At 65.6% G+C, this 15133-nt stretch carries 15 protein-coding genes; 10 read left to right on the top strand and 5 right to left on the bottom strand.

Going from position 1 to position 15133, the window contains the following annotated elements; all coding sequences use genetic code 11:
• Positions 1-36: 36 nt before the first annotated feature.
• Positions 37-834, bottom strand: coding sequence for an AraC family transcriptional regulator (locus tag AC1RL5_RS29965; RefSeq protein WP_015636234.1), 798 nt, complete (start codon positions 832-834; stop codon positions 37-39).
• 85 nt (positions 835-919) lie between these two features.
• Here AC1RL5_RS29965 and AC1RL5_RS29960 point away from each other — a divergent pair, with 85 nt between their 5' ends.
• The 3 genes from AC1RL5_RS29960 to AC1RL5_RS29950 all read left to right on the top strand — a co-directional run bounded on the left by AC1RL5_RS29960 (position 920) and on the right by AC1RL5_RS29950 (position 3880).
• Positions 920-1918, top strand: a complete 999-nt coding sequence (locus AC1RL5_RS29960; RefSeq protein WP_015636235.1) for a bile acid:sodium symporter family protein — start codon at positions 920-922, stop codon at positions 1916-1918.
• A 104-nt stretch (positions 1919-2022) separates the two neighbouring features.
• The gene (locus AC1RL5_RS29955) at positions 2023-3051 is read left to right on the top strand and encodes a hypothetical protein (protein WP_492590069.1); all 1029 of its coding nucleotides are present in this window, start codon (positions 2023-2025) and stop codon (positions 3049-3051) included.
• 208 nt (positions 3052-3259) lie between these two features.
• Positions 3260-3880: a LysE family translocator gene (locus tag AC1RL5_RS29950; RefSeq protein WP_011062117.1), complete on the top strand. Its 621-nt coding sequence runs from the start codon at positions 3260-3262 to the stop codon at positions 3878-3880.
• 12 nt (positions 3881-3892) lie between these two features.
• Here AC1RL5_RS29950 and ptrR read toward each other — a convergent pair whose 3' ends face one another.
• Positions 3893-4771: a putrescine utilization regulator PtrR gene (ptrR, locus tag AC1RL5_RS29945; protein ID WP_072452833.1), complete on the bottom strand. Its 879-nt coding sequence runs from the start codon at positions 4769-4771 to the stop codon at positions 3893-3895.
• Positions 4772-4872: 101 nt separating this feature from the next.
• Here ptrR and AC1RL5_RS29940 point away from each other — a divergent pair, with 101 nt between their 5' ends.
• From AC1RL5_RS29940 to AC1RL5_RS29930, 3 genes are all read left to right on the top strand, one after another.
• A complete protein-coding gene (locus tag AC1RL5_RS29940; RefSeq protein ID WP_072452803.1) occupies positions 4873-6264 on the top strand; it encodes an aldehyde dehydrogenase family protein in 1392 nt (463 codons plus the stop codon).
• Positions 6265-6444: 180 nt separating this feature from the next.
• Positions 6445-6759 (top strand): Arc family DNA-binding protein, encoded by a 315-nt coding sequence (locus AC1RL5_RS29935; protein WP_305955270.1) that lies wholly within the window; start codon positions 6445-6447, stop codon positions 6757-6759.
• A 231-nt stretch (positions 6760-6990) separates the two neighbouring features.
• On the top strand, positions 6991-9174 hold the full coding sequence (locus AC1RL5_RS29930; protein WP_492590067.1) for a TonB-dependent siderophore receptor: 2184 nt from the start codon (positions 6991-6993) through the stop codon (positions 9172-9174).
• A gap of 87 nt (positions 9175-9261) precedes the next feature.
• Here AC1RL5_RS29930 and AC1RL5_RS29925 read toward each other — a convergent pair whose 3' ends face one another.
• The 3 genes from AC1RL5_RS29925 to AC1RL5_RS29915 form a co-directional block, all read right to left on the bottom strand.
• Entirely contained in the window at positions 9262-9987 is a 726-nt protein-coding gene (locus AC1RL5_RS29925; RefSeq protein WP_492590065.1) for an alpha/beta fold hydrolase, read from the bottom strand.
• Position 9988: 1 nt separating this feature from the next.
• On the bottom strand, positions 9989-10807 hold the full coding sequence (locus tag AC1RL5_RS29920) for an alpha/beta fold hydrolase (RefSeq protein ID WP_492590063.1): 819 nt from the start codon (positions 10805-10807) through the stop codon (positions 9989-9991).
• Positions 10808-10931: 124 nt separating this feature from the next.
• On the bottom strand, positions 10932-11825 hold the full coding sequence (locus AC1RL5_RS29915; protein WP_072452796.1) for a LysR family transcriptional regulator: 894 nt from the start codon (positions 11823-11825) through the stop codon (positions 10932-10934).
• A gap of 103 nt (positions 11826-11928) precedes the next feature.
• Here AC1RL5_RS29915 and AC1RL5_RS29910 point away from each other — a divergent pair, with 103 nt between their 5' ends.
• From AC1RL5_RS29910 to AC1RL5_RS29895, 4 genes are read left to right on the top strand one after another with little or no spacing between them, the layout of a single operon-like run.
• Positions 11929-12597: an RraA family protein gene (locus AC1RL5_RS29910; protein ID WP_103408209.1), complete on the top strand. Its 669-nt coding sequence runs from the start codon at positions 11929-11931 to the stop codon at positions 12595-12597.
• Complete coding sequence (locus AC1RL5_RS29905) at positions 12594-13256, top strand: RraA family protein (protein WP_103408210.1); 663 nt, start codon at positions 12594-12596, stop codon at positions 13254-13256. Before AC1RL5_RS29910 ends, AC1RL5_RS29905 begins: the two co-directional genes overlap by 4 nt.
• A gap of 2 nt (positions 13257-13258) precedes the next feature.
• Positions 13259-13882 carry an RraA family protein gene (locus AC1RL5_RS29900; RefSeq protein WP_103408211.1) on the top strand — a complete coding sequence of 208 codons (624 nt, stop codon included), beginning with the start codon at positions 13259-13261 and terminating at the stop codon, positions 13880-13882.
• Positions 13879-15090 (top strand): pyridoxal phosphate-dependent aminotransferase, encoded by a 1212-nt coding sequence (locus AC1RL5_RS29895; RefSeq protein ID WP_065363270.1) that lies wholly within the window; start codon positions 13879-13881, stop codon positions 15088-15090. Before AC1RL5_RS29900 ends, AC1RL5_RS29895 begins: the two co-directional genes overlap by 4 nt.
• The last annotated feature ends 43 nt before the right edge of the window (positions 15091-15133 follow it).

Here is a 15133-nt window from a genome sequence, read left to right as displayed (position 1 = left end):
GCTGCCGCAGGCTGCGGCTACAGGAAGCTCGGGGGGTCAGAGGTCGCGGAAGAACTCCCCCGGGGTGGCGTCGAACTGCTGGCGAAAGGCGGCGATAAATGCCGAGGTCGAGTCATAACCACAGGCCAGCGCCACATCGGTGACCCGCTCGCCCTGCTCCAGGGGAGTCAGGGCGCCCAGCAGGCGCAGGCGCTGGCGCCAGGCACGGAAGGTCAGCCCGGTGTCCTTGAGGAACAGGCGGCTGAGGGTCTTCTCCGTCACCCCAAGCTTCTGGCTCCACTGGCCCAGCGTCGTGGCCTGCTCCGGGTGCGCCTGCAGGCTGCGGTAGATCGCCCGCAGGCGCACGTCGTGGGGCAGCGGCAGCATCAGGTCCAGCTGCGGCGCGGCGGCCAACTGGTCCAGCAGCACCTGGGCCAGGCGCCCGTCGGCGCTGTCCTCGACATATTCCACCGGCAATTCACTGAAGGCGCGGATCAACTCCCGCAGCAGGCTGCTGACCGCCAGCACCTGGCAGCTGTCCGGCGCCGCCCAGGTGGTAACGCTGCAATCGAGGTACAGGCTGCGCATCTCGGTGCGCGGCGAGCTGAACACCCGGTGCGGCACCCCGGCGGGAATCCACACCGCCCGTTGCGGCGGGGCGATAAAGCGCCCGCCGCTGGTCTGGATCTCCAGCACCCCGGCAATGGCGTAGGACAATTGCACCCACGGGTGGCTGTGACGCCGGGTCAAGGCGCGATTGGGCAAGGATTCGGTGCGCCCGTACACCGGCCGCGGCAGGCTGGGCAAACCGGGAATACTGCGCCGGACGATCTTTTCATGTCCTTTAGGCGGCATTAACTGGCTCCTTGGCGTTAGTCGGTAAAACGCAGCCACGTTAGAGTCGCCCCACCGCACTTGGCAACCCCCGGATGATCCCGCTATGACTCGCTCGCGTCTTTTGCCCGACAACTTCACCCTGACCCTGATCGGCGTGGTGCTGCTGGCCAGTTTCCTGCCGGCCAGCGGCCAGGTGGCCATAGGTTTCGGCTGGCTGACCAACATCGCCATCGGCCTGCTGTTCTTCCTCCACGGCGCCAAGCTCTCGCGCGAGGCGATCATTGCCGGGGCCGGCCACTGGCGCCTGCACCTGCTGGTGTTCAGCCTGACCTTCATCCTCTTTCCCGTGTTGGGCCTGGCGCTCAAGCCGCTGCTGTCACCGCTGGTGGGCAACGACCTGTACATGGGCATGCTGTATCTGTGCGCCCTGCCGGCCACGGTGCAATCGGCGATCGCCTTCACCTCCCTGGCCCGGGGCAATATCCCGGCGGCCATCTGCAGCGCCGCGGCGTCGAGCCTGTTCGGGATCTTCCTCACCCCGCTCTTGGTGACCCTGCTGCTGAACGTGCACGGCGAAGGTGGCTCGACCCTGGACGCCATCCTCAAGATCAGCGTGCAGTTGCTGCTGCCCTTTATCGCCGGGCAGATCGCTCGACGCTGGATCGGCGCCTGGGTCGGGCGCAACAAGAACTGGCTGCGCTTCGTCGACCAGGGCTCGATCCTGCTGGTGGTCTACGGCGCCTTCAGCGAAGCGGTGAACGAAGGCATCTGGCACCAGATCCCGCTGTGGGAACTGGCCGGCCTGGTGGTGGCCTGCTGCGTCCTCCTGGCGCTGGTGCTGCTGGCGTCGAGCTTTCTCGGCAAGCTGTTCGGCTTCGACCAGGAAGACCGCATCACTATCCTCTTCTGCGGCTCGAAAAAGAGCCTGGCCACCGGCGTGCCCATGGCCCAGGTGCTGTTTGCCGGCAGCACCATGGGCGTGCTGATTCTGCCCCTGATGCTGTTCCACCAGATCCAGCTGATGGTCTGCGCGGTGCTGGCCCAGCGCTACGCCAAGCGCCCGGAATCGGTGGCCGAGCTGATGGGCCAGGTCGACCCGTAGCCTTTCCTGCAAGGCGGCCCGGCGGCTGGCCGGGCCTGCGCGCAGATGGCGGTGAAGATCGCGCAATGGCATGATGCCGCGGCGAAAATCATCAAGGACCGCTGATGTTTCCCCATCGAATTCAAACCCCCAGCCAGGCCGACCTGGAACTGCAGGTTAGCGCCCGGCTGGAGGCCGATGACCAGGCCCAGGTCATCGTCCAGTTCGCCAAGGCCGAACAGTACGACGACGAACTGCTGAGTCAGCTCGACACGCTCTGCGCCCGTTTCGGCGAGCGCCTCAATGTGCGTTTCTACAGCCACTATCCGGGCAGCGCGTTTGACGGACGCACCTTGCTCGCCCTGCCCAATGTTCACTCCCTGAGCCTGGATTGCCTGGACACGCTGGAACACTTCGAAACCATTGGCAGCCTGCACAAACTCAAGGATTTCGCCCTGCAAGTCATCAGCGCCGACCTGCCGGGCCTCTTGGCCCTGCCCAACTTGAGGGGGCTGCGAACGCTGCGCCTGTCCCTGGACAAGGGCCCAGCCATCGATCTCGCGCCCCTGGCCACCATGGCCGAGCTGCACACCCTGTCCCTCAGCGTGCAAAGCCATCACCTGGACGTACTGAGCCAGTGCCCGGGCATCCGCCACCTGGACCTGCATCGCATGCCGGCCAAGACGCCCCTGGGCATGGTCGCCGGCATGACCGGCCTGCACAGCCTCTCGGTAACCTTCGGCAGCCGTGAACAGATGCCGGAGCTGCGCAATCCCCAGGTCAAGGAACTGGAGATCATGCGGGTGCGCGGCCTCAACCGCCTGGACCTGGATGGCTTTCCCCTGCTTGAAGTGTTGAAGATCGAGGACCAGGCGCAACTGAGCCAACTGGACCTTGGTGGGGCACCGCAGTTGCGCAAGATGAGCCTGATCAACCTCAAGGCCCTGGGGGAACTCAGCGGCCTGAAAACCTCGAGCATCGCTGACCTGCGCATCATCAAGGCCCCACAGTTGGATCTACTGGCACTGATCGACAGCCACCTACCGGCCAACGTGCAGCACCTCAAGCTGCTCAGTGGCAAACGCGCCGTGGACAACCAGGTCAGAGCCCGACAACAGCAACTGGGCATTCCTGAACCCCGCGGCCCCTATTGACCCACCCTTGTAGGCGCGAGCTTGCTCGCGAAGGACGTCAACGATAACGCGCACTTGCAGGGAAGCTGCGGCGCGTTGGAAATCATCGCGAGCAAGCTCGCTCCTACAGATTCACCGCCCCTTCCGTGATCACCCGCACCCGTGGCGCGCATTGGCACCCCACGGCTGTGCTAACGTTCGCCAACCCCAAAGTTTGAAACCCTGCCCCATGTCCATCACTGAGAATCTCCTGGCCTTCACCCTGGCCGCCACGCTGCTGACCCTGACCCCGGGCCTGGACACCGCCCTGGTGCTGCGCACCGCCACTGTGGAAGGCCGGCGGCAGGCGCTGCGCGCAGCGTTGGGCATCAATGCCGGCTGCCTGATCTGGGGCGCGGCTGTGGCCTTCGGCCTGGGGGCCTTGATCGCGGTGTCGGAACTGGCCTTCAACCTGTTGAAGTACTGCGGCGCCGCCTACCTCGCCTGGCTGGGACTGAACATGCTGCTGCGCCCGCGCCACTCGTTTGCTCCCACAGGCGCGAACAGCGACCCCGGCACCAACTGGTTTCTCAAGGGCATGCTGGGCAATGTGCTCAACCCCAAGGTGGGAGTGTTCTACGTGTCCTTTCTGCCGCAGTTCATTCCCCAGGGCCAGCCGTTGGTGGCCTGGACCTTCGGCCTGGTGAGCATTCACGTGGTGCTGGGGCTGGTCTGGTCGCTACTGCTGATCGCCGCCACCCGGCCCCTGGCCGGTGTGCTGCAGCGGGAAAAGGTGATCCAGTGGATGGACCGCACCACAGGGATGATCTTCGTACTGTTTGCCGCTCGATTGGCCTTGAGCAGGCGCTGAACATCGCTCCCCTCAAACCTCAGCCAGCACCGCCCCACGCTCCTCCAGCAGCTTCACAAAGCTGCTCAAACTCTGGGACACGGTGCCGCGCCGCCAGACCAGCCAGGTGTGCAGGAAGCGAAAACGCGGGGACAACGGCCAGACGCTGACCGTGGCGCAGCCGGGCATGCTTTCCAGCATGCTGCGGGGCATCAGCGCCAGCCCGGCGCCGGCGCTGACGCAGGCCAGCATGCCGTGGTAGGACTCCATTTCATGGATCTTGCCCGGCACCGCGGCGTCTTGGGTGAACCAGCTTTCAAAGTGATGACGGTAGGAGCAGTTGGCGCGAAAGGCATAGATGCTTTCGCCGTTGACCTCCCGCGCCCGGGTAATCGGCGCATGCCCCAGCGGGGCGATCAGCACCATTTCCTCCTCGAACACCGGCAGCCCTTCCAGGGCCGGGTGGCGCACCGGGCCGTCGACGAAGGCGGCCACCAGGCGGCCAGACAGCACGCCGTCGATCATGGTCCCGGAGGGGCCGGTGGACAGGTCCAGTTCCACCTTAGCGTACTGCTGGTTGTAGGCCGCCAGCAGCGCCGGGATGCGTACCGCCGCCGTGCTTTCCAGCGAGCCCAGGGCGAACGGTCCCTGCGGCTCCTCGCCGGCCACAGTCAGACGCGCCTCGGCCACCAGGTCGAGAATGCGCCGGGCGTAGTCGAGGAAATTCCAGCCGGCGGGGGACAGGCGCATGCGGCTCTTCTCGCGGATAAACAGCTCCACCCCCAGGTCCTGCTCCAGTTGCTTGATCCTGGTGGTCAGGTTCGACGGCACCCGGTGGATCAGTTGCGCGGCGGCGCTGATGCTGCCCTGCTCGGCAACGGCCTTGAAAATTTCCAGCTGGACCAGATCCACGGCATTCTCCAAACGTGAACGACTTGCTCAATATTATTCAGTTTTCAGCAAAGATCCAGCACCGTAACCTGCCGCCATTCCCACCCGAGCAGGACGGTGCCATGAGCCTTGTTTCCAGCCACACCCACGCCTTGTCCATCAACCCCGCCACTGGCGAGCAGATCGGCGCCTACCCCTACCAGTCCGAGGCTGAGCAGGACGCCGCGCTGAGCCGTGCCGCCGCTGGTTTCGCCCAGTGGAAACGCCAGAGCATCGCCGAGCGCGCCAGCCGCCTGAACGCACTGGCCCAGGCCCTGCGGGACAACAGCGAGGCCATGGCCCGCATGATCAGCCTGGAAATGGGCAAGCCCCTGCCCCAGGCCCGGGGCGAAATCGAAAAGTGCGCCCAGCTGTGCCTGTGGTACGCCGAGCACGGCCCGGCCATGTTGGCCCCGGAAGCGACCCTGGTAGAAAACAACAAGGCACGCATCGAGTACCGGCCACTGGGCCCGATCCTCGCGGTGATGCCGTGGAACTTCCCGATCTGGCAGGTGCTGCGCGGCGCGGTGCCGGCGCTGCTGGCGGGCAACACCTACGTGCTCAAGCACGCCCCGAATGTCATGGGCAGCGCCTACCTGCTGCTGGACGCCATGCAGCGCGCCGGTTTCCCTGAAGGGGTGTTCGAGCTGCTCAACGTCACCCCGGACGGCGTATCCAGCGCCATCGCCGACCGCCGCATCGCCGCCGTGACCCTCACCGGCAGCGTGCGCGCCGGCATCGCCATCGGCGCCCAGGCCGGCGCCGCGCTGAAGAAGTGCGTGCTGGAACTGGGCGGCTCCGACCCCTTTATCGTGCTCAACGACGCCGACCTCGACGAAGCGGTCAAGGCCGCGGTGATCGGGCGCTACCAGAACACCGGCCAGGTCTGCGCCGCCGCCAAGCGCCTGATCATCGAGCAAGGGGTGGTCGCGGAGTTCACCCGCAAATTCGTCGAAGCCACCCGCGCTCTGGTGATCGGCGACCCGCTGGCCAGCGACACCTATATCGGCCCCATGGCCCGCTTCGACCTGCGTGACGAGTTGCACCAGCAGGTCCAGGCGACCCTGGCCGAAGGCGCCACCCTGCTGCTGGGCGGCGACAAGGTCGAAGGCGCCGGCAACTATTACCAACCCACGGTGCTGGCCAACGTCACCGAGCAGATGACCGCCTTCAAGCAGGAACTGTTCGGCCCGGTGGCCGCCATCATCAGCGCCCGGGATGCGCAACACGCCCTGGAACTGGCCAACGACAGCGAGTTCGGCCTCACCGCCACGATCTTCACCCAGGACCTGGAACGGGCCCGGCAGATGACCGACGAGCTGGAAACCGGCGGCGTGTTCATCAACGGCTACAGCGCCAGCGACCCCCGGGTGACCTTCGGCGGAGTGAAAAAAAGCGGCTTCGGGCGCGAGCTGTCGCACTTTGGCGTACGCGAATTCTGCAATGCGCAGACGGTGTGGCTGGATCGCCGTTGAGGCTCGGAGGCCACGTCATAGGCTGAACGACCCCGGTGAAAAGCGGACCTGGATCAGGTCCGCTTTTTAATCGGATTAGAGGCCGGCTCTGGTGCGAATCAGAACTTTCCTAATGAAAAAGCGCCGTTTTTTTCATTCTTTTAAGAATTTTCTTGAAGCAAGCAAGCCTGCCTCATTCTTATGATGCTGCTCTTTGGCATTACTCTGAGGTCCGCTATGTGCTCCTCCCTGCAAAAGTTCATCGTTCGTCTCCCAGGCGACCTGCACAACCAGCTCAAACACATTGCCAAACGAGAAAACCGCAGCATGAACAATGAAATCGTCGACCGCCTGGAAAAGTCCCTGGTCGTCGATGAAACCCGTGAGATGAATGAGAAGCTCATCAGCCTGCTGCTGCGCAAGGTCGATTCCATGGAGGAGCGGATCAAGTACCTGCAGATGGGCCACCCGGAGCCCGAGCAGGATTGCCCACCGCCGTGTTACGCAAGGACTTGAAGCGGCCACTCCCGCCACGCGATCTTCTACCTTTCCCGCCTTTACCCCCTCGCTGCAGCTTGTATGATGGCGCCTGCCCGACAGTACCCAGCGGCAACCGCCAGGCCCCGGCCTGATGCTCGCAGGGCTCCCCCGCTGTTCCTCACTACACACGCAGGTCGACGCTCGTAGCCTTCCCAGGAACCTCCCCCGGCTTCTGCCATGGGGCCGCGTCGCCTTCTAGGATTGTTCATGAGCCGGATTCACCCGACTGCCCGCGCGCGCACCTGCAGCTCAGCTTTGCCCCTCAACCGCCTGACCCTGGGCCTGCTGCTGGCCGGCAGCAGCGCCGTGGCCAACGCCGCGGGCACCCAGTTGCCGACCCAGACCGTCAGCGGCGAAGAGCCCTACGGCTATCGCGTCGACAGCGCCTCGGTGGGTGGTTTCAGCGAGACGCCCTTGCTGGATACCCCGGCCTCCATCAGCGTGATCAATGAAGACATGATCCTCGACCAGCAGGCCCGCCTGCTCAGCGACGTGCTGAAGAACGATGCCTCGGTGGGCCAGAGCTACGCGCCGGTGGGCTATTACGAAAACTTCGAGGTGCGCGGCTTCTCGCTGAATGCCGCCAGCAGCTACAAGATCAACAACCGCACCATCACCGGCGAACAGAACGTCGCCCTGGAAAACAAGCAGCGGGTGGAATTGCTCAAGGGCCTTTCCGGCCTGCAAAGCGGGGTCAGCGAGCCCGGCGGGCTGATCAACTACGTGACCAAGCGGCCCACGGACATTCGTTCGGTGACCGTTTCCACCGACGACCGCGGCAGCGGCTACCTGGCCACCGATGTCGGCGGCTGGTTCGGCAGCGAACAGCAGTTCGGCCTGCGTGCCAACCTGGCCCATGAAGACCTACACTCCTACGTCGAGCACACCAATGGCCAGCGCGACTTCGCCTCCCTGGCCCTGGACTGGAACATCAGCCCCGACGCCCTGCTGCAACTGGACATCGAATACCAGAACAAGCAGCAGCGCTCGGCACCGGGCTATCAACTGCTGGGGGGCTCCAGCCTGCCCCACCACGCCTCGCCGAAAAGACTCCTGGGGCACCAGAGCGGGTCAAAGCCGGTGACCAATGAATCGCTGAACATCGGCGGCAATTTCGAGTACCGCTTCAACGATGACTGGAAGGGCAACCTCAGTGCGTCGCGCAGCAAGGTGGTGATCGATGACTACAGTTCGTTTGCCTGGGGCGGCTGTACCACCGGCTGCATCAATGCCAACGGCAACTACTTCAGCCCCGAAGGCGACTACGACATCTACGACTTCCGCAGCCCCGACGACACCCGGCGCAACGATGAAGTGCAGGCGGTGCTCAATGGTCGTTTCGACACCGCAGGCCTGGGCCATGAGTTGAGCGTGGGAACCAGTGCGTTTCGCCGTGTAGTGGACCGGCGCGAGTCCATCAATCAATGGATTGGCACGGGCAATATCCAGAGCGAGCCTGAGAACTTCGGCCGCTACGACGGCGCCCTCAACGACACCCACAAACGCCTGGACAGCCGCCAATACGGCCTGTTCCTCAGCGACCGCATCAGCTTCAACGAACAGTGGCAGACCGTCCTCGGCGGGCGCGAAGTACGCCTGGACGAAGAGAGCTTCGACAAGGACGGCGTGCGCGATCGCCACACCCAACGCTATGTGTTCCTGCCCCAGGCCGCGCTGATCTACAAACCGATCAACAACATTTCGCTGTACACCCAATACAGCAAGGGCCTGAGCCTGGGTGGCCAGGCACCCTGGTTCGCCAGCAACAATGGCGACACCCTCGCCCCCACCGTCTCCCGGCAGATCGAAGCCGGGGTCAAGTACGACTGGCAGCGCATGAGCTTTACCGCCGCCCTGTTCCAGATGCGCCAGGCCTACCAGTACTCACGCCCGGATGCTGCTGGCGGTTTCACCTACGTCCAGCAGGGCCAGCAAAAGAACACTGGCCTGGAGCTCTCCGCCAACGGCTGGGCCACCCAGCGCCTGCAGATTGCCGCCAGCGTCGCGGCAATTCGCTCCCGGGTGGAGGGCACCGGTACCCCGGCCTACGAAGGCCATCAAACCCTCAACGTCCCCCGCCTGCGGGCCAGCCTGCAGGGCGACTACGCCCTGCCCTGGCTCGACGGCCTGGCCCTGCTGGGCGGCATGCAATACAGCGGCAGCCAATACGCCGACCGCCAGGGCAACGTCGCCACCGGCGCCTACGCCATCTTCAATATCGGCAGCCGCTACAGCACTCGAATTGATGGCTACGACACGGTGTTTCGCCTGACCGTGGACAACCTGTTCGACAAGCGCTACTGGCGCGACACCGGGGAATACATGGGCGACGACTACCTGTTCCAGGGCGCGCCGTTGACGGCGCGGTTGAGTGCTTCGGTGAATTTCTGATGCAGACCGCCCCTTCCTACCTCTCCCGTAGGAGCCGGCTTGCCGGCGAAGGCGATCTCGGGGGCCTCTTCGCTGGCAAGCCAGCTCCTACAGGCCAGCGGCCGGGGTCAGCCAGTCGCGCAGCAGTTCGGTGGTGCGCTGGGGATGCTCCAGGCGCGGCAGGTGACCGCATTGCGCCAGCACTTGCAGGCGTGAACCAACAATGCCCTGGTGCAGGAACTGCGCTTCGGCCAGAGGGGTGATGGCGTCGTTTTCGCCCACCACGATCAGGGTCGGCACCTTGATGCTCGCCAGCAGCGGGCGGTAGTCCGCACGGTCGATGATCGCTTGTTGCTGGCGCACAAACCCCTCTTTGCCAATGACCAGGGCCATGTCCTGCACCAGTTTCGCCACCGGCGTGTCCAGGCAGCGCGGGTGCATCAGCCGCGGCAGCAGGTGCGGGGTCACGCCCTTGAAACGGCCCTGACGGGCCAGGGCCAGCAAGCCGCGACGCATCCGCGCCCGGGCCTCGTCGTCAGGGCGGGCCATGGTGTCGAACAGCGCCAGCTTCAGCACCCGTTCGGGGGCCTGGCGCAACATTTCCATGGCCACATAGCCGCCCATGGACAAGGCCGCCAGGGCGAATTGCGCAGGCGCCTGTTGCAGGGTGCGGCGGGCCATCTCGGCAATGCTGGCATCCAGGCTGAGGTCGGCAATCTGCACCTCGCGCTCTGGCCCCAGGGCCCGTGCCTGTTGCTGCCACAGGCGTTCATCGCACAAGAGCCCGGGCAGCAGGACCAGGGGCAATGGTTTGTCAGTGCCTGAACCCGGCATCTCAACCTCCATTGGCAGCCACCTGGAACCGGGCGATGTGCTGCCACATCAGGCCCGGGTTGGAATACATGGGGAAATGCCCGCAGTCGGGAATCCGTGCCAGTTGCACACCCCGGGCCTGGAGCTGCGCCAGGTAGGACAGCCCGGCATTCTGCTCGCCGTACATGAACATGCGCGGGCACGGCAGGCCGAGAAAACGCTGCATCAGGTTGCCGTGATCGGATAGCTGGACCATGGATTCGAAGATGCCGCGAACCGCGCCTGCCCGCACCTTGTGCCCCAGGCTCGCGGCATACAGGGCACTGGCATAGGCCGGGGCATGGCGCGCGCGCTCGAGGAAATCGTCGAGGAAACGCTGCGCGTCCGCCTCGGGGTAGTCGACAATCTGCCGGCTGAGGAAGCAGTCCTCAGGGGCGATGTTGCCTTCGATATCGACAAAGCTCAGCACCCGCTCAGGGCAGCGGTCCGCCAGCATCAGGGCCGTCAGGCCGCCCATGGAATGCCCCACCAGATGGAAGCGCTCGATACCGAAATGCTCCAGTACCTGCAACGCGGTCTCCAGCAGGAACGGGATGGAGATCCGCGATAGGTCCTCACACTGGCTTGCCCCACAACCTGGCGCGTCGTAAGCGATAAAGGGCTGGCCGGCGAAGGCCGAGTGACGGGTGATATCGGCGTAATCCTCCTTGGTGGAACCAAAACCATGGAGGAACAGGATCGGCGCAGGGGTGCCGCCGCGATGCAGGGTGGCGATTTGCAGGGGCACGCCGGCCACGTTCAGCGGCAGATGGGTGTGGGTGAACTCGGGGGCTGATGGCACGAAACAATCCTTGGGCTTCAGGCAGGCGCAGGCGACAGGAAGGCCAGTCTCGGGGCCGGCAAGCTGCCTGTAAATTCCCCATTGCAGAACACAGCCATAGGGCAAAGCTATAAAACCCCGCCACTCAGTTGGCGCCCTGGAACTGCGCCACCAGCGCCTGCACCAGGGGATTGGCCCGGGTCGAATTCCAGGCCATGGCGGTGGTCACCACGTTCAGCCGTTGGCTCAGAGGCCGCAGCACCACGTTGTCCGGCGCCACGGTCTTCAGCGAGGCCGGCACCAGGGCAATGCCCTGGCCGCAGCTGACAAAGGCGATCTGCGAGGCCACCGAACGCACTTCATGCAGCACCCGGGGCGAGAAACCGCTGTCGCGGCAGGTGGCGATCAGGTTGTCGAAATACACCGGGCTGACCCGCCGGGAAAACATCACCAGCGGCTCGTTGGCCAGGCTCGACAGGCTGATGCGCGAACGCGAGGCCAGCGGGTGATCGGCGGGCAAAGCCACCGCCAGGCGGTCCTCGGTCAAGGGCAGCGAACGCACGCTGGCCCCCAGGTCGCCTTCCAGGCGGGCGAAGGCCAGGTCGATATCGCCGGCCTCCAGGGCCGGAATCGCCTCGACGCTGTCGATCTCGCGCACCGACACCGTCAACTGCGGGTAATCGGCCTTGAGCTGTTCGATCAGCGGCGGCAGCACATCGAGCATGGCGCTGGTGATGGCGCCGATGGTCAAGAGCCCGGTCTGCCCCGCCACCGCCTCGTGCACCGCCAGCTCCAGGCGCTCCAGTTGCTCGGCGAACTTGCGCACCGCCGGCAGGATCGCCGCCCCCACCGGGGTCAGCTGCGCGCCACGGCGCGAGCGGTCAAACAGCTTGACCTTGAGGGCGTGCTCCAGCACCTGGATCTGCTCGGTCAGCGGCGGTTGGGACATGCCCAGGCGCTTGGCGGCGCGGCTGAAATTCTGTTCTTCGGCCACCGCGAGGAACAGCCAGAGGTGGCGAATCAGGCGGAAATTGATCATGGAAATTCCATAGGTTGAACGTATGAAAGGCTTCTGCGATTCGTAATATACCTATCAAGGCCCAGCCTCGACACTGGCACCTCCTTCACCACGGGAGCCACCCATGCCCAGTGCCGATCCTCTCCAGCGCCTTGCCGCACTGGACAGCAACACCGTCTCCGACGCCCTCGACTTCCTCGCCCTGCCCGGCGCCACCCTGGGCCTGCGGCCCTTGTGGAACTGCGAAAAAATCGTCGGCCGCGCCAGCACCGTACTGCTCGGGCCCAAGACCGACCAGCAGCCCACGGCGCACCTGATTACCCCGGTGGTGGAGCAGATTTGCAGCACTGACCGGGTGCTGGTGATTGCCGGAGGCCTGGAGGGCATTTCCTGCTGGGGCGACATCCTGGCCAATGCCGCGAGCGCCAAACAGGTTCGCGGCACGGTGATCGACGGCTACAGCCGCGACATCGACGGTAGCGCGGCCATCGGTTACCCGGTCTACGGCCGTGGCGTGACCATGATCAGCGCCCGCAACCGGGTGGTGCAGCTGGCCAGCGCCGTGGCCATCGAGGTCGCGGGCACCTGGGTCAATGAAGACGACTACGTGATCGCCGACAACTGCGGCACGGTGTTCGTCGCCGCAGAGCATGTCGAACAAGTGCTGGAGCTGGCGGAACGCATCACTCGGCGCCAGGACGCCATGGTCGCCGCCGTGCGCAGCGGCCGCTCGGTGGCCGAGGTGATGCACGACAGCCACTTCGACGCCATCCAGCAGGAGCCGGCCCGATGAACAGCCAGGACCAGGAACTGGTGGCGCTGTTCGCCGGCCTCGACACCCCCGGAGTTTCCGATGCCCTGGACAAGCTCGGCCTGCCGGGCCAATGCCTGGGCCTGATGCCCCTGGACAACTACCGACAGACGCTGGTGGGCCCGGCCTTTACCGTGCAGTACGTCAGCGCCAGCGTGCCACCGGGCACCGTGGGCGACTTTATCGACGACGTGGCGCCCGGGGACGTGCTGGTGATCGACAACGGCGGCCGCAGCGACTGCACCGTGTGGGGCGACATCATGACCCAGTACGCCGGGCGCAAGGGTATCGCCGCCACGGTGATCGACGGCGTCTGCCGTGATGTCGGCAAGGCGCTGGGCGATGGCTACCCGGTGTTCAGCAAGGGCCGCTATATGCGCACCGGCAAGGACCGGGTGCAAGTGCAGGCCTTGAACCAGCCGGTCTCCATCGGCGGCGCCCGGGTCTGCCCCCGGGACATCGTAGTGGCCGACGCCAATGGCGTGGTGGTGGTGCCCCGCGAGCACGCCCGGGAAGTGGCCGCCTGCGCCCGCCGGATCGAAGCGGTGGAAGCCGATATCCGCGCCCTGCTCGACCAGGGCCAGACACTCAAGCAAGCCCGGGAAACCCTGGGCTATCACCAGTTGCAGAGGAAATCCTGAGCATGTTCAACGACCTCAAGGCCCAGGCCAAGCGCCTGGGCAGCTCGACCCTGTATGAAGCCAGCGGCCTGCCCTGCGCCGTGGACAGCCGAATTCGCCCGATCTGGGACGGCGCCTTCATCGCCGCCCCGGCCTTCCCGTTGCAGTGCTCCCCCGGCGACAACCTGGCGCTGCACCTGGCCATGGAGCGGGCGCCCCGGGGCAGCGTGCTGGTGGTGGCCACCGGCAATTTCATCGCCGGTTACTGGGGCGAAGTGCTGACCGTGGCCGCCGAGGCCGCCGGCGTGGAGGGCCTGGTGATCGACGGTGGCGTACGTGATGTGGCGGCGCTCAGGGCCCGGGGCTTCCCGGTATTCGCCCGAGGCGTTTCAGTGCAGGGCACGGTCAAGGCCAGCGCGCCCTCGGTCGGCCAACCCTTCAACTTCAACGGCGCCGCCGTGGCCCAGGGCGACCTGGTGGTGGCCGATGATGACGGGGTGATCATCATTCCCCAGGCTCATATCGCCCGCACCCTGGCCGAGGGCGAAGCCCGAGCGCAAAAGGAAGCGCAGATGATGCAGGCCCTGAAGCAGGGCCATTCGACCCTGGAACTGATGCAACTGACGGCCTGGAGAACACCGGCATGAACACAGACCAGCAACGCCTCAACCAGCGCCTGGCCGCCACCCAGCCTTCAGCCACCTACCGCATCATCGACCGGGTGGCCGAACGCCGCGCCGCGGGGGCCAGGGTCATCTCGCTGTGCGCCGGCGAGCCGGATTTCGACACCCCGCCCCACGTGCGCCAGGCCGGCATCCAGGCCATCGAGCATGGCCACACCCGCTACACCCAGGTGGCCGGCAGCCGCACCCTGCGCGAAGCGGTGGCGGCCAAGTTCCGCCGGGAAAACGGCCTGGAAGTGGAGTGGCAGGACACCCTGGTGTGCAACGGCGGCAAGCAGGTGATCTACAACGCCCTGGCCGCCACCCTCGATGAGGGCGATGAAGTGCTGGTGCCGGCGCCCTATTGGGTCAGCTACCCGGAGATGGTCCAGCTGTGCGGCGCCACCTCGCGGATCATCCGCTGCGAGGCCGGCAGCGGCTTCAAGTTGACGCCGGCCGCCCTGCAAGCCGCCATCACCCCGCAGACCCGCTGGCTGATCCTCAACTCACCGTCCAACCCCAGCGGCGCGGTGTACCGCCGCGAAGAGTTGCAGGCCCTGGCCGAGGTGCTGCTCAAGCATCCCCAGGTGCTGATCCTGGCGGACGACATTTATGAACACCTGATCTTCGATGGCCAGGCCTTCCACACCCTGGCCCAGGTGGAGCCGCGCCTGGCACCGCGCACCCTGACCATGAACGGCGTCTCCAAGGCCTACGCCATGACCGGCTGGCGCATCGGTTTTGCCACCGGGCCGCGCTGGCTGCTGGCGGCCATGGAAAAACTCCAGGGCCAGCAGACCTCCGGGGCTTGCGCCATTTCCCAGCAGGCCGCGGTGGCGGCGTTGAACGGGCCCAAAGACTTTATCCTGCACAGCCGAGAGGTATTCCAGCGACGACGGGACTGGATGGTGGCGCGCTTGAACGCCATTCCCGGGCTCAAATGCGCAGTGCCGGCCGGGGCCTTCTACGTGTTTGTCTGCTGCGCCGGCTTGCTCGGCCGCACCTCCCCCGGCGGCCGGCTGCTGAACAGTGATGAAGACCTGGCCCATGCCCTGCTGGAGGAAGCCGATGTGGCCGTGGTCCAGGGCAGCGCCTTTGGCCTGGGGCCCTACCTGCGCATTGCCTACGCCCTGGATGACCCAGCGCTGCAGCGCGCCTGCGACGCCATCGAACGCTTCTGCACCGCCCTGTAGAAGCCGGCTTGCCGGCGAAGGCGATCTCGGGGGCCCCTTCGCT

This window comes from Pseudomonas sp. GW822-FHT06D10 (assembly GCF_058799535.1).
This window is presented reverse-complemented; position numbering and strand designations above follow the sequence as displayed.